The sequence below is a fragment of the Pseudomonas sp. GW823-FHT03E05 genome (assembly GCF_058796855.1).
In genome coordinates, this window is the sequence record NZ_JBXAJB010000008.1 from 166,761 (window position 1) to 180,335 (window position 13,575).

12 protein-coding genes are annotated in these 13,575 nt (G+C 64.1%); 3 read left to right on the forward strand and 9 right to left on the reverse strand.

What is annotated here, in order from left to right; genetic code table 11:
- Positions 1-47: 47 nt before the first annotated feature.
- Together AC1RCO_RS27615 and AC1RCO_RS27620 are read left to right on the forward strand one after the other, a co-directional pair.
- A complete protein-coding gene (locus AC1RCO_RS27615) occupies positions 48-1,529 on the forward strand; it encodes a methyl-accepting chemotaxis protein (RefSeq protein WP_093407846.1) in 1,482 nt (493 codons plus the stop codon).
- Positions 1,530-1,648: 119 nt separating this feature from the next.
- Positions 1,649-2,011: a terminase gene (locus AC1RCO_RS27620; RefSeq protein WP_026019949.1), complete on the forward strand. Its 363-nt coding sequence runs from the start codon at positions 1,649-1,651 to the stop codon at positions 2,009-2,011.
- A gap of 4 nt (positions 2,012-2,015) precedes the next feature.
- Here AC1RCO_RS27620 and AC1RCO_RS27625 read toward each other — a convergent pair whose 3' ends face one another.
- The 3 genes from AC1RCO_RS27625 to AC1RCO_RS27635 form a co-directional block, all read right to left on the reverse strand.
- The gene (locus AC1RCO_RS27625; RefSeq protein WP_011062561.1) at positions 2,016-2,813 is read right to left on the reverse strand and encodes an acyl-CoA thioesterase; all 798 of its coding nucleotides are present in this window, start codon (positions 2,811-2,813) and stop codon (positions 2,016-2,018) included.
- Between the two features lie 109 nt (positions 2,814-2,922).
- Entirely contained in the window at positions 2,923-3,690 is a 768-nt protein-coding gene (locus tag AC1RCO_RS27630) for a CHAD domain-containing protein (protein ID WP_011062562.1), read from the reverse strand.
- 143 nt (positions 3,691-3,833) lie between these two features.
- Positions 3,834-4,112 (reverse strand): hypothetical protein, encoded by a 279-nt coding sequence (locus AC1RCO_RS27635; protein WP_011062563.1) that lies wholly within the window; start codon positions 4,110-4,112, stop codon positions 3,834-3,836.
- 219 nt (positions 4,113-4,331) lie between these two features.
- Here AC1RCO_RS27635 and AC1RCO_RS27640 point away from each other — a divergent pair, with 219 nt between their 5' ends.
- Positions 4,332-5,366, forward strand: coding sequence for a patatin-like phospholipase family protein (locus AC1RCO_RS27640; protein WP_011062564.1), 1,035 nt, complete (start codon positions 4,332-4,334; stop codon positions 5,364-5,366).
- 15 nt (positions 5,367-5,381) lie between these two features.
- Here AC1RCO_RS27640 and AC1RCO_RS27645 read toward each other — a convergent pair whose 3' ends face one another.
- The 6 genes from AC1RCO_RS27645 to kdpF all read right to left on the reverse strand — a co-directional run bounded on the left by AC1RCO_RS27645 (position 5,382) and on the right by kdpF (position 13,426).
- Positions 5,382-6,077, reverse strand: a complete 696-nt coding sequence (locus AC1RCO_RS27645; RefSeq protein ID WP_011062565.1) for a response regulator — start codon at positions 6,075-6,077, stop codon at positions 5,382-5,384.
- A gap of 101 nt (positions 6,078-6,178) precedes the next feature.
- The gene (locus tag AC1RCO_RS27650; RefSeq protein WP_492618240.1) at positions 6,179-8,830 is read right to left on the reverse strand and encodes a DUF4118 domain-containing protein; all 2,652 of its coding nucleotides are present in this window, start codon (positions 8,828-8,830) and stop codon (positions 6,179-6,181) included.
- A gap of 123 nt (positions 8,831-8,953) precedes the next feature.
- The gene (kdpC, locus tag AC1RCO_RS27655) at positions 8,954-9,499 is read right to left on the reverse strand and encodes a potassium-transporting ATPase subunit KdpC (RefSeq protein ID WP_065365465.1); all 546 of its coding nucleotides are present in this window, start codon (positions 9,497-9,499) and stop codon (positions 8,954-8,956) included.
- A 36-nt stretch (positions 9,500-9,535) separates the two neighbouring features.
- Positions 9,536-11,620, reverse strand: coding sequence for a potassium-transporting ATPase subunit KdpB (kdpB, locus tag AC1RCO_RS27660; protein ID WP_492618241.1), 2,085 nt, complete (start codon positions 11,618-11,620; stop codon positions 9,536-9,538).
- Between the two features lie 10 nt (positions 11,621-11,630).
- The gene (kdpA, locus tag AC1RCO_RS27665; protein WP_492618242.1) at positions 11,631-13,325 is read right to left on the reverse strand and encodes a potassium-transporting ATPase subunit KdpA; all 1,695 of its coding nucleotides are present in this window, start codon (positions 13,323-13,325) and stop codon (positions 11,631-11,633) included.
- Positions 13,326-13,336: 11 nt separating this feature from the next.
- Positions 13,337-13,426 (reverse strand): K(+)-transporting ATPase subunit F, encoded by a 90-nt coding sequence (kdpF, locus tag AC1RCO_RS27670; RefSeq protein WP_019092894.1) that lies wholly within the window; start codon positions 13,424-13,426, stop codon positions 13,337-13,339.
- Positions 13,427-13,575 lie beyond the last annotated feature (149 nt).

Below are 13,575 nucleotides of genomic sequence, written 5' to 3' on the forward strand. Positions count from 1 at the left end.
AATGGCACCTTGCCAATACTGTTTCGCTCAATCAGAGAAGACCTTCCATGGGTGCCTGGCTTAGCAATATCTCGCTGAAGTACAAATTCTGGGCGGTCAATGCAGTCGCCTTCGTCACCACCTTGTTATTGGTGCTGTACGCCGTACAACTGGAGCAACAGGCTCGCAGCCAGACAGCCCAGGCTGCCGCCCAGGCCGAGGCGAGGCTGCTCGGCGCCTGGCCCGAAGGACAGGCGCTGCCCAGCGCCGAACACCTGCTGTATTTCTCCCGGGGGCAGACACCCAGCCTCAACGAGCAGACTCTCAGCGAACTCAACGGCGCCAACGGCTGGGTTGAGCTCAACCCGATGCCGCTGTTCGGTGAAAACCCGCTACTGGGCGCTGACGTGATCCAGCGTGCCGACGGCCAGCAGGTCGCCGTACTGGCCTACGCCCCGAGCCTGGCCCAGGTCTTCAGCGATCGTTTCACCAATTACGCCGTCGCAGTGTTCATCCTGATGTTCGCCATGCTCTGCGCCTCGCAGTTGCTGATCCGTTTTCTCCTCAGCCAACTCAACACCCTCAAGGACGTCATGCTGCACGTGGAGAAGACCGGCGACCTGTCTGCTCGCGTGCCGCTGTCCTGCAAGGACGAGGTGGGTCAGATGGCCAGCGCGTTCAATGCCATGCAGGCCGGATACCAGCGGGTAGTCAATACCGTGGCCAATACCGCCCGACAGCTGGACCAGGGCGCCGCACGCCTGGCCTCGAGCATGAACGATGTACGCCACGGCATGCTCGGCCAGCAGAGCGAAACCGATCAGGCCGCCACGGCCATCAACGAGATGTCCGCTACCGTCTATCACATCGCCCAACATGCCGGTGCCACCCGGGACCTGTCGCAGACCGCCGACACCCTGGCCGGTACCGGCCATGAAGTGGTGGGCCGGGTGCAGAAATCCATCGCCGGGCTTTCCAATGGCGTGCAGCAGACCGCCGAGATGATTCAGAAGCTCGCCGAGGACAGCCAGAAGATCAATGGCGTGGTCAACGTCATCCACAGCATCGCCGAGCAGACCAACCTGCTGGCACTCAATGCCGCCATCGAAGCCGCTCGAGCAGGGGAAATGGGCCGCGGTTTTGCCGTGGTAGCAGATGAAGTGCGCAACCTGGCCAAGCGTGTACAGACCTCCACCGACGAGATCACCAGCATGGTCTCGGCCCTGCAGGCCGGCACCCGGGATGCCGTGGATTTCATGCAGGAAAGCTCGTTCAAGGCCGATGACTGCGTGCAACAGGCCCAGGAAGCCGGCGCGGCACTGGCGGAAATAACCGGCGCCGTAGCCCAGATGCGCGAAAGCAACACGCAGATCGCTGTTGCAGCGGAACAGCAGAGCCAGGTAGCGGAAGAAATGAACCGGGCGGTGGTGAGCATTCGCGATGTCACCGAGAACACCGTGCAACAGACCGTTGCCTCGGCCACCACCAGCAGTGAACTGGCGACCCTGGCTGGTGAGTTGAGCAAAGCCATAGGCCAGCTGAAACTCTGATCCGAGTGCCTCTACCCCCCTCTACTGGCTATCGGACCGATAGCCAGCCTTGATTCGCCGCCATCCCAACTGGCCCCTATCCTTGGTTCATGAGTTTTCAAGAACTAAGGATGATCATCATGGGCAAACGTCACCCCAACCTTCCCGCCTGGCAATGGCGCGTCTACCCGCAGAATCACCAGCACCCTGCCAATCTGGTATTGCACCTGATTGCCGTACCGCTGTTCATCATCGGTTTTCTGCTGATTGTTTCAGGCGTGTTTTCCTTGAGCTTCCTGAGCCTGGCCATCGGCGTGGTCGGCATCCTCGCAGCCCTGGGCCTGCAGCGCCACGGACACAGCCTGGAGGCCCAGGCCGCCGAGCCCTTCAGTGATCGCAAGGATGCCGTGCAACGGCTGCTGGTGGAACAGTTCGTGACCTTTCCGCGCTTTGTCCTGAGCGGTGCCTGGTGGCGTGCCTGGTTGCAGCGCCACCGGCACTGACGGCTCAGGCGAAGATGGTCACCGTCTGGCGGCTCAGGGCGATCAACTGGCCCTCAGCATTCCACAAGGCCGCTGCCGCATGCCCGTAGCCGTCACGCGCGTGTTCGATTTCCACCCGGTACTTGCACCAGTCCAGAGTGCTCAGTTCCAGCAACGGCTGGACGAACTCGATGGTCCAGGTCAGGGTGCTGCCCGCAGCGGGCTTCGTCAGGTGCGGCAACAGCGCCGGCGGCCAGGCATCCACCAGCGCCAGGATATGCGCCTCGGTGACCGGTTCTTCCTTCACATCCCCACGCAAGCGCACCCAACCGCCCATATCGCGGGAGCGATTGCCAGTGAATGGCAGGCCACCGATGCTCCAGCGCATTGCCAGATGACGCATGAACTCCGGCGTCACGCCCTGGATATAAGGCAGCTCCTGGCAGTCATCCCAGTGTTTCATTTCGGGCGCTGGTTCGGCGGCCACACTGACGGACGATTCACGGGAAGCGCCAAAACTGCCCTGCACCAGAGTCACCACCTGCCCCTCCTGCATGACCCGCCCCAGTACCTGGCTGACGGCCTTGCCTTCGCGCAGCACATCCACCTCGAAACTGACCGGCACATCTGGCGCCACCGGGCCGACAAAGGTGACCGCCAGCGACCGCACGGGGCGGTCCGCCGCAACCTTGGCCCGCATCGCTTCATACTGCAGAGCAACCACCAGGCCACCGAAACTGGCGCGCCCCTGGGCCCATTCCGCCGGAATGGTCAGCGCCTGGGGCTGGCCGCGAACGGCTTCGAGCAAATCGTAGAAACGCATGAAAACCTCGGGGGACAAAAAATAGACTGAGGGATCTTAACCAGCGTCGCAGAGCCACACAGCCATTATTCCGGCCAAAGCAGCGGACAGATAAGCCGCCCTTTGGCCTTCACCGCTTGAAGCAATCGCGATGCAGTTGCTCCAGCACCTGATCGGAGCGGGCCTCGGCCTTGAGCATGGTTCTGCGCCAGACCGCCACACAGGGCAGTAAATCCAGTTGCTGCTCGGCCTGGGCCAGCCATTGCCAGCAATCATGCCAATCGCCCAGGGCGCTCTGAGCCGCCTTGAGGCGCTTCATCGCCTGGGAGGGCAAGCGATCCAACTCGGGATAGGCATCGGCGGCGTAACGCACCCGCTTGATCAGCAGACGCAGGCGATGACGGTCGTGGGCAGGGTCCAGCAGCGCCTGGCCCAAGGCTTTCCACTGCTTGGCCAGGCGTTTTTCGATACTGCCGCGCAGGCCCCGCAGCAAACCTTGGCGCTCAGAGGCCCGGAGGAACCTGGGGAAGGCATCCAGCACCAGAAACAACTGCGCCAATTCCGCCCCCGCGGCCACTGCCGAGTACTCATGCAACAGCTGTGAGGTACGACGGTCGGCAGCAGCATGCTGGCCATGCTGATGCAGATAGGCCGCCAATACTTCACGATCACGAATCGGCGTGGTCACCCGCCCCACTTCGCTGGCCGCGGCTTCCAGTTGCTCCACTCCGGGCAGGCCACGCAACGGTCGCAACAGGCTGCGCAAGCGTCGCACGCTGATGCGCAGATCATGCAAGGCCTCGGCATCCGTGGCGGCCGACAAGCGGGCCTGACAAGCCAGCAAACTCACTTCCAGGCCCAGAACCTGAGCCACCAAACGATCAACCAAGGCAGACATCAAGGCTTCCCCAACGCGAGTCAAAAGCCTGACTTCGGCTTATCCAGTTCCAAGAATGGCACCGCGAACCGGCGACAGGCATTGCGCCAGATCATTCAGGTTCGCGGTGATGATTGTCGGACCAGCTTAGCGGCTGTCGCGGCTCAGCGCCCGGCCCGGGATTCACGAATGTAGAAACGCGCCTTCTCGGCCTTGTTGGTGCAGCCTTCGAAGGCTTCGAACTGCTGCTGGGTCTTGGCGCCGGTCAGCAGCGACAACGCCTTGGAGTAGCTCACGGTGCCAGCGAAACCTTCGGCCTTGGCCAGATCCAGCTCGTGCCAGGCAGCGTCCAGCTGCGTGCCGCAACTGTCACGGTAGGCAGTCTTGCCTGCACAACCGGTCAATACCAACGCAATCAGGGGCAGGCAGATCCAGGCTTTCATCGATGACACCTCAAGATAGGGAAAACAGTCGTACAGGTTAAGACGATGGCCGCAGGAAAAAGTGCCAGTCCCACCCCTTGGAAAACATAGCTGCAGGAGCATAGCCTCGCGGCCCCGGCGGCCCTAGAAAAAAACTCACAGGCCCCGCAGCGCATCAGCAATTGAACCACGAGGCGCTATGGGTGCATTGTTGCAGCCTGTTTGTCGAAGGGACGAATCATGAGCAAACGTGTCGCATTGGTCCTTGGGTCGGGGGGCGCTCGCGGTTACGCCCATATCGGCGTCATCGAGGAAATCGAAAAACGCGGTTATGACATCGCCTGCATTGCCGGCTGCTCGATGGGCGCGGTGGTCGGCGGTATCTACGCCGCAGGTAAGCTCGCCGAGTACCGGGAATGGATCGAAAGCCTGGACTACCTCGACGTGCTGCGCCTGGTGGACGTGAGCTTTCGGCTGGGGGCGATTCGCGGCGAGAAAGTCTTCGGCCAGATCCGCAAGATCGTCGGCGAAGTGAACATCGAAGACCTGCGCATCCCCTATACCGCCGTCGCCACCGACCTGACCAACCAGCAGGAAATCTGGTTCCAGGAAGGCTGCCTGCATCAGGCCATGCGTGCTTCCGCCGCGATCCCCAGCCTGTTCACCCCGGTCATGCAGGGCAACCGCATGCTGGTGGACGGCGGCCTGCTCAACCCGCTGCCCATCGTTCCGGTGGTTTCCAGCCACTGCGACCTGATCATTGCGGTGAACCTCAACTCCACCAACCAGCGCCACTACCAGTTACCGGTAATCCAGCGCCCACCCGCGTTCAAGAGCCGCTTTGACAGCCTGATCAACTCCCTGGGCTCACACCTGCCGTTTCGCCGCAAGCAGGCCGAACAACTGCTACTGCTCGAGCAGGAAGCCTTCAAGAGCGAAGCCGCGGAGATCAATCCATGGGTCGAGGGCGCCGAACCGGAAGCCCAGCAACCGGCCGCCGCGCCGCAAACCGACGGCGCGCCGAAATCCGCCAGCGGCTCCTTCATCATCGACAACGTCGGCCCGGCGTCATTGCTGGACCTGGTCAACCAGAGCTTCGAGGTCATGCAGACCTCCCTGGCGCAGTACAAGATCGCCGGTTACCCGCCGGATATCCTGATCAACGTGCCCAAGCGCGTCTGCCGCTTCTTCGAGTTCTACAAGGCGCCGGAGCTGATCGCCCTGGGCCGTGAGATTGCCAGCGATACCCTGGACCGCTACGAGCAGGACCAGTAGCGAAAGGCCGCAAACTCAGGAATCGGCGCCCAGCAGGCGGTAGCCGACCCCCGCCTCGGTGACGATGAAGCGTGGCCGGGTCGGATCGTCCGCCAGCTTCTGGCGCAAGTGCCCGACCACGATCCGCAGGTAATGACTGTCCTCGGTGTGGGTCGGGCCCCAGATGTCCTTGAGCAGTTGCTGCTGGGTAATCACCCGCCCCGGGTGCCGCGCCAGCTGGGCCAGCACCGCATACTCCTTGCGGGTCAGGGCCACTTCGACACCGTCCAGCAGCACCCGCCGATAAGCCAGGTCGACCGTCAGCGGCCCCACTTGCAACGCCGCCTCCTGCACTTCCCCGCTCGGCGCCTGGCGCAACAGGGCGCGAATCCGCGCCAGGAACTCCTGGATACCGAAAGGCTTGGTCACATAGTCGTTGGCACCACCATCCAGCGCCTCGACCTTCTGCAACTCGCTGGCACGCACCGAAAGCACCAGCACCGGCACCGCCGACCACTCGCGAAACTCGCGCAGCACCTGCTGCCCATCCATGTCCGGCAGCCCCAAATCAAGTACCAGCAGGTCCGGCTTGTTCAAGGCGGCCTGGGCTAGGCCTTCGGTGCCGGTCCCGGCTTCAATCACTTTGTATCCCTGGGACGCCAGGCTGATGCGCAGGAACTTGCGAATCTGCGGCTCGTCGTCGATGACCAGGATGGTCGCGGTCTGGCTCATGGTTTCAGTTCAAGACAAATTAAGAGGCAAAAGCGTAGCGCAAGGCATGCCGCATCCGTGTGGCGCTGACACGGCAAGGCCGCAGCGCGTTCTACAGGTATTCACAGGTCGGACTCAAGCTCCGGCTGGGTCTGCAACGGCAGGTGCAAGGTGATGCATGTCCCCTTGCCGCCAATGCCCTCGGCGACACTGATATGCCCGCCATGGGCGCCGACCATGCCCTGGCAGATCGCCAGGCCCAGGCCGGTGCCTTGCCCGCCGCGGTCGCCACGGGCAGCGGTGTAGAACATGTCGAAGATCTTTGCCCGCTCATCCTCGGGAATCCCCGGGCCCTCATCACTGACGGCGAAGCTCAATTCCTGCTCGCTGGCACCGACTTTCAACTGCAGATGGCCCTGGGGTGGCGAGAAGCGGGCAGCATTCTCCAGCACATTGACCAGCGCCTGCTCGATCAGCGCCGCATGGACATAAAGCAAGGGCAAGTCCGCTGGCAGTTCGGTGGCCACTTGCAACGGCGCCAGCACCGCCCGCAGGCGGTTCAGGGCACTGCCGACGATATCCCCCGGCGCGACCCAGTCCCGGGCCAGCTTCAGGGCCCCATGGCCGAGCCGGGTCATGTCCAGCAGGTTCTGTATATAGCGGTCCAGGCGCTCGGCCTCATCCCGCGTGCCCTCCAGCAGCTCTCGCCGATCTTCCAGGGGGATCGCTTCCCCCAGGGCCAGCAGGCTGTCGATACTGCCGCGCATTGAGGTCAGCGGTGTGCGCAGGTCATGGGATACCGAAGCCAGCAAGGCGCTGCGCAACTGTTCGGTCTCCCCGTGCAGCCTCGCCGCTTCCAGGTCCTCGGCCAGCCGCGCCCGTGCCAGGGCCTGGGCCAGTGGCTGGCTGAGCGCAGTGAGCAGGCGCCGGCGCTGGCCGCTGAACTCTTCACCCTCACGGGGGCAGACACCGAGCAACCCCAGGGGCCCGTCATCCACCGACAGCGGCCACCACCACCATCGACCAAAGGGCAAGGTCCCGGTGCCCAGCCCCGCCGGCTGGTCATGCTGCCAGGCCCAGTCGGCCGCCGCACGCTCGGCCTCGGAGAACTGCGGCGAACCACCGGTCTCGACTTTCCATCCACCCTGCCCGTCGCGGTTGATCAGGCAGACACGCAACTCGTCGCGACCATTCAAATGCTGGGCCGCGGCGCTGATCACCGCTTGCCGGTCAGTGGCGGCAGTCAACTTGCGCGACAGGTCCAGGAGCTCGCCGGTTTCCTCCTGGGTATCGCGCAAGGCCTGCAACTGCCGGCGCTGGCGGGCCGCCAGATTGCCGGTCAGCGCGGCCATGAGCAGGAAGAACAGCAGGGTCAGCACATCCTCTTCCCGCTGGATGGCCAGGGAGAAGTTCGGCGGAATGAACAGGAAGTCATAACTGAGAAAGGACAGCGCCGCGCAAGCCAGGGCCGGCCCCAGGCTGCTGCGCACTGCCACCAACAGCACCGCGGCGAGGAACACCAGGGAGATGTTCGGCAACGGCAGGACACTGGCCACCCCCCAGGCCAGGGCGCTGGCCAGGAGGGTGGCCAGGACTGCCAGGGCGTAGTCGAACCAGATCAGCGAATGCTTGACCCGCAGGCCCGGCTGATGGGGCTGGGGCTCGCTGTCCAGGACATTGATCTCCAGGCCATCGGCATTGCGCAGCAAGCGCGCCGCCAAGCCGCCACCGAACCAGCGCCGGCGCCAGCGGCGCCTGGACTGCCCCACCAGCAGCAGGCTGGCGCGACGCTCCGCGGCGTGCTGGATCAGGGTCTTGGCCACCTCGCCGGCGCGCAACAGGACCACTTCCCCGCCCAGGCGCTCGGCCAGTTGTTGAGCAGCCTGCAAGCGCAAGCGTGCCTGCTCGTCGCGCAACCGGCCGTTATCCACATGCACCAGGCTCCAGGGCAGGTGGCGGCGCTGAGCCACACGGCTGGCGTGACGTACCAGCCGCTCCGCCTGGGCATCGCCGTCGATACCCACCAGCAGCCGCCCGCGCACCGCAGGTGCCGCCTGCCCCAACTGGCGATAGCCCTGGGCCAGGTCGTTGTCCACCTGGGCGGCGGCGGTCTGCATCGCCAGTTCGCGCAGGGCGGTGAGGTTGGTCTGGGTGAAAAATGCATCGATGGCCGCCCGCGCCTGCTCCGGCACGTAGACCTTGCCGTCCCGCAGACGCTCCAGCAGCTCTCGGGGCGGCAAGTCCACCAGCAGCAACTCATAGGCCTCTTGCAACACCCAGTCAGGCAGGGTTTCGCGGACCTGGACCCCGGTAATGCCGCGCACCTGGTCATTGAGGCTTTCCAGGTGCTGGACATTGACCGTGGTGAAGACGTCGATCCCGGCCGCCAGCAACTCCTGAATGTCCTGCCAGCGCTTGGCGTGCCGGCTGCCCGGGGCATTGCTGTGGGCCAGTTCGTCCACCAGTACCAGCTTGGGCTTGGCCTTGAGCAGGCCGTCGAGGTCCATTTCCTCCAGCAATACGCCACGGTATTCCGAACGCACCAAGGGCTGCTGGGGCAGCCCGCTCAACAAGGCTTCGGTCTCGGCGCGGCCGTGGGTCTCCACCACCCCGGCAAGCACCTTGACCCCTTGGCGCAGTTGGCTATGGGCCGCCTGGAGCATGGCGTAGGTCTTGCCAACCCCGGGGGCGGCGCCCAGGAACACCTTGAGCCGGCCGCGGCCGTCCCGTGGCAGCTCGGCTAGCAGCGCGTCGGCGCGACCGGAATCACTCATGGGTTATCTCTCTGCGACAAGACATTCGGTTCAATCTGCGCTCACTTCAGTTGCGTTTGCCAGCGCTCCCTGGGGCTGGAAGCCCCTGCGGGGCATTTTGCAGCCTCGCAGGTTCGGCAGCGGCTACAGCTGTTCCAGGGCCAGGTTCAGGGCCAGTACATTGACCACCGGCGGCCCCACCAGCGGCTGCTCCATATGGGCGTCCACCAGGGCCTGCAACTTGGCTGGCGACAGGTTGCGCGCCGCCGCGACCCGCGCCAGTTGATAGTCAATTGCCTGCGGTGGCAAGTGTGGATCGAGGCCGCTGCCCGAAGTGGTCAGCAATGCCAGGGGCACCGGCCCCTGCCCCGGTACCAGGAGCTTGCCGGCATCCTCGATCACCCGCGTGGCCAGGGCCGGGTTGCTCGGCGCCAGGTTGCTGGCAGAGCTGGATACCGTGGCAAAGGCCCCCGCCGAAGGGCGCGGATGGAACCAGGCATCACCGACGAAATCCTGGGCGATCAGGGCCGAACCCCGCACCCTGCCGTCGGCATCGCGCACCAGGCTGCCATTGGCCTGTTCCGGGAAGGCCAACTGGGCCACGCCGGTCACCACCAGGGGATAGGCCACACCGGTGATCAGGGTCATCAACACAATCAGGCTCAAGGCCGGACGCACTACGCTAGTCATTTCTCACTCCTCGATTCGTTCAGATCTGCAGGCCGGTTACACCAGGTGCAGCGCGGTCAACAGCATGTCGATCAGCTTGATCCCGACAAAGGGCACAACGATGCCACCCACGCCGTAGATCAACAGGTTGCGCCGCAGCAGGTGCGCGGCACTGGCCGCCTGTACCCGCACCCCACGCAATGCCAGGGGGATCAGCACCACGATGATCAGGGCGTTGAACACGATGGCCGAAAGGATTGCGCTCTGCGGGCTGGCCAGCCCCATGATGTTGAGCACCCCCAGCTGTGGATAAATCGCCGCGAACAGCGCCGGCAGGATGGCGAAGTACTTGGCCACGTCGTTGGCGATGGAGAAGGTGGTCAGGGCACCCCGGGTCACCAGCAGCTCCTTGCCGATCTGCACCACATCCAGCAGCTTGGTCGGGTCGCTGTCCAGGTCGACCATGTTGGCCGCCTCGCGCGCCGCCTGGGTGCCGTCGTTCATGGCCATGCCGACATCGGCCTGGGCCAATGCCGGTGCGTCGTTGGCACCGTCACCGCACATGGCCACCAGACGCCCGTCGTTTTGCTCGTGGCGAATGCGCGCCAGCTTCTTCTCCGGCGTGGCCTCGGCCAGCACATCGTCGACTCCGGCTTCGGCGGCAATGGCCGCGGCGGTCAGCGGGTTGTCGCCGGTCACCATCACGGTACGGATACCCAGCTTGCGCAACTCGGCGAAACGCTCGCGAATGCCGGGCTTGACCACGTCCTTGAGGTGAATGGCGCCGAGCATCCGGCCCTCGGCACAGACCAGCAGCGGGGTGCCGCCGCTCTGGGCGATCTTGTCGATCTCCCGGGACAGGGCCGGTGCCAGCTCGCTGCGTTTGAGGCCGACGAAACTCAACACCGAATCCACTGCACCCTTGCGATAGACCCGGCCCTGGTAATCGACCCCGGACAGCCGGGTTTCAGCGCTGAAAGGCACTGCCATCAGCAGATCGCTGCCCGGCTCGGGCTGTGGATAAAGCTCCCGCAGGTACTCGACGATGGACTTGCCTTCGGCAGTGTCGTCCGCCAGGGAGGCCATCAAAGCCGCTTCGGCCAGTACCTGGGCACTGACGCCCGGCGCCGGGTAGATGGCGCTGCAACGGCGGTTACCGAAAGTGATGGTGCCGGTCTTGTCCAGCAGCAACACGTGCACGTCCCCCGCCGCCTCCACCGCACGCCCGGACTTGGCGATCACGTTCAAGCGCACCAGGCGGTCCATCCCGGCAATCCCGATGGCCGAGAGCAGGCCGCCGATGGTGGTGGGGATCAGGGTCACCAGCAGCGCCACCAGGAACACCAGCGGCAGGCTGCCATTGGCAAAGTGGGCGAAGGGCTGCAGGGTCACCACCACCAGCAGGAAGATCAGGGTCAGGCCGATCAGCAGGATATCCAGGGCCACTTCGTTCGGTGTCTTCTGCCGCTTGGCGCCTTCCACCAGAGCGATCATGCGGTCCAGGGTCGACTCGCCAGGGTTGCTGGTAATGCGCACCAGCAGCCAGTCGGAGACCAGCCGGGTATTGCCGGTCACCGCCGAACGATCACCGCCGGATTCCCGGATCACCGGAGCCGATTCACCAGTGATTGCCGCTTCGTTGACCGCGGCGATACCTTCGATCACCTCGCCATCGCCGGGAATCATTTCGCCGGCTTCGACCCGCACCACGTCGCCTTTGCGCAGATTGACCGCCGGCACCAGCTGATAGCTGCCGTCGCTGGCCCGGCGGCGGGCGCTCAAGCCCTCACTGCCGGCCTTGAGGCTGTCGGCGCGAGCCTTGCCGCGGCCTTCCGCCAGGGCCTCGGCGAAGTTGGCAAAGAGCACGGTGAACCATAGCCAGAGAGCAATCTGGGCGGCGACGAAGGTCGGCACAGCGGTGTCCGGAATGAAACACAGCACGGTGGTCAGGATCGCTGTCAGTTCCACCACCAGCATCACTGGCGAGCGCTGCAACTGGCGCGGGTCAAGCTTGACGAAAGCCTGGATCAGCGCCGGGCGCCACAGGGCAGAGATTGCGGTACTCGCCACTTCGGCCTTGGCCGGCTGGCTCTTGGCGAGCGCATCGGCGGCTTTGTTCGAGGCAGGAACATGCATATTCATCATCAGGTCCTCAGAATCCCATGCTCAGGTGTTCGGCGATTGGGCCCAGCGCCAGGGTCGGCAGGAAGGTCAGGCCGCCCACCAGCAAGATGGTCACGGTCAGCAAGGCCACGAACAGCGGGCCATGGGTGGGAAAACTGTTCTGGCCGATGGGTGCGGTCTTCTTCATCGCCAGGCTGCCGGCCAGGGCCAGCACCGGCAGGATGTAGCCGAAGCGACCGATCAGCATGCCCAGGCCCAGCATCAGGTTATGGAACGGGGTATTGGCGCTGAAGCCACCGAACGCCGAGCCGTTGTTGGCGCTGGCCGAGGTGTAGGCGTAGAGCAGTTGACTGAAGCCATGGGGCCCCGGGTTGCTGATGGCTGCTGCCGGCCCTGGCAAGCTGGCGGCCAGGGCGCCCAGCACCAGGACGCCGATGGGCATCACCATCAGGGTCACTACCAGCAACTGCACCTCCTTGGCCTGTAGCTTCTTGCCCAGGTATTCCGGGGTGCGACCGATCATCAGCCCGGCCAGGAACACTGCGATCAACACGTTCAGCAGCATTCCGTAGAGGCCCGCGCCGACGCCGCCGAAGATCACTTCGCCGACCATCATGTTGATCAGCGCCACCATGCCGCTCAGCGGGTTGAGGCTGTCGTGCATGCCATTCACCGAACCGTTGGAGGCCGCAGTGGTGGTCACCGACCAGAGCACCGTGGCAGTGGTGCCGAAGCGGGCCTCCTTGCCTTCCATGGGCGCAGCCTGCTCTACCGCTGCGTTCTGCAACGCCGGGTTGGGTTGATACTCCGCCCACAGCGAGGTAGCACCGCCGATCAGGAACAAGGCGAACATGCAGGCGATGATCGCCCGGCTCTGACGCAGGTCCTTGACGTAATGGCCGAAGGTGAACACCAGGGCCACCGGAATCAGGAAGATCGATACCAGTTCGAACAGATTGCTCCAGGCCGTGGGGTTCTCGAACGGGTGCGCCGAGTTGACGCCGAAGAAACCGCCACCGTTGGTGCCCAACTGTTTGATGGCAATCTGACTGGCGGCCGGGCCCAGCGGAATGACCTGGTCATTGCCCTGCAGGGTCAGGGCGTCCACGTAATGGGCAAAGGTCTGGGGTACGCCCTGCCAGACCAGGAACAGCGCCAGCAGCAGGCACAGCGGCAGCAGGCCGTAGAGGGTGGCGCGGGTCATATCGACCCAGAAGTTGCCCAGGGTGCGCACCGAACGCCGGCCAATGCCGCGGCACAAGGCAACCAGTACCGCCAGCCCGGTGGCAGCGCTGACGAAGTTCTGCACGGTAAGGCCGACCATCTGGCTGAGGTAGCTCAGAGAGGCTTCGCCGCTGTAGGACTGCCAGTTGGTGTTGGTCATGAAACTGACTGCGGTGTTGAACGCCAGCGTCCATTCCTGCCCCGGAAGATGCTGCGGATTGAGCGGCAGGTGATCCTGAAACAGCAAGATGGCAAACAGCAGGACAAACCCGGCCAGGTTGAAGGCCAGCAGAGCCAGGGTGTATTTCTGCCAGCTCTGCTCAACCTGTGGATCGATCCCGGAGATTCGATAGCAGACACGCTCCACCGGGCCCAGAACCGGGGTCAGCCAGGTGCGCTGGCCCTCCATCACCCGGTAGTAGAAGCGCCCCAGCCAAGGTGCGGGCAACAGCACCAGAGCGAAGAAGGCGAGGATCAGCCAATAGTCATAACTGTGCATAACCGCAGCTCCTAGTTCCGATCCGCGCGCAGCAGCGCAACCAATAGATAAATGAACAGGCCCACTGCCAGCAGCAGCGACACCGCGTCCAGAATGTTCATGGAATGTCTCCGTGGTACGGCGATTGCCGCGAATGTAGGCATTGTCCGCAGGGTGCCTGTAAAGGAACGAGATCGACGGGGCGGGCAGCGCATAAAGAAAGCGTAAAGACTGGCGTCATCCAGCCTTTACGAGGGGCGATGAAGCGCAT

Coding starts and splice junctions, on each gene's coding strand:
- kdpC (WP_065365465.1), bottom strand. CDS start 9,499: ATGACTAGCGTAGTGCGTCCGGCCTTGAGCCTGATTGTGTTGATGACC.
- AC1RCO_RS27630 (WP_011062562.1), bottom strand. CDS start 3,690: ATGTCTGCCTTGGTTGATCGTTTGGTGGCTCAGGTTCTGGGCCTGGAA.
- kdpB (WP_492618241.1), bottom strand. CDS start 11,620: ATGAATATGCATGTTCCTGCCTCGAACAAAGCCGCCGATGCGCTCGCC.
- AC1RCO_RS27650 (WP_492618240.1), bottom strand. CDS start 8,830: ATGAGTGATTCCGGTCGCGCCGACGCGCTGCTAGCCGAGCTGCCACGG.
- AC1RCO_RS27620 (WP_026019949.1), top strand. CDS start 1,649: ATGGGCAAACGTCACCCCAACCTTCCCGCCTGGCAATGGCGCGTCTAC.
- AC1RCO_RS27615 (WP_093407846.1), top strand. CDS start 48: ATGGGTGCCTGGCTTAGCAATATCTCGCTGAAGTACAAATTCTGGGCG.
- AC1RCO_RS27640 (WP_011062564.1), top strand. CDS start 4,332: ATGAGCAAACGTGTCGCATTGGTCCTTGGGTCGGGGGGCGCTCGCGGT.
- AC1RCO_RS27635 (WP_011062563.1), bottom strand. CDS start 4,112: ATGAAAGCCTGGATCTGCCTGCCCCTGATTGCGTTGGTATTGACCGGT.
- kdpF (WP_019092894.1), bottom strand. CDS start 13,426: ATGAACATTCTGGACGCGGTGTCGCTGCTGCTGGCAGTGGGCCTGTTC.
- AC1RCO_RS27625 (WP_011062561.1), bottom strand. CDS start 2,813: ATGCGTTTCTACGATTTGCTCGAAGCCGTTCGCGGCCAGCCCCAGGCG.
- kdpA (WP_492618242.1), bottom strand. CDS start 13,325: ATGCACAGTTATGACTATTGGCTGATCCTCGCCTTCTTCGCTCTGGTG.
- AC1RCO_RS27645 (WP_011062565.1), bottom strand. CDS start 6,077: ATGAGCCAGACCGCGACCATCCTGGTCATCGACGACGAGCCGCAGATT.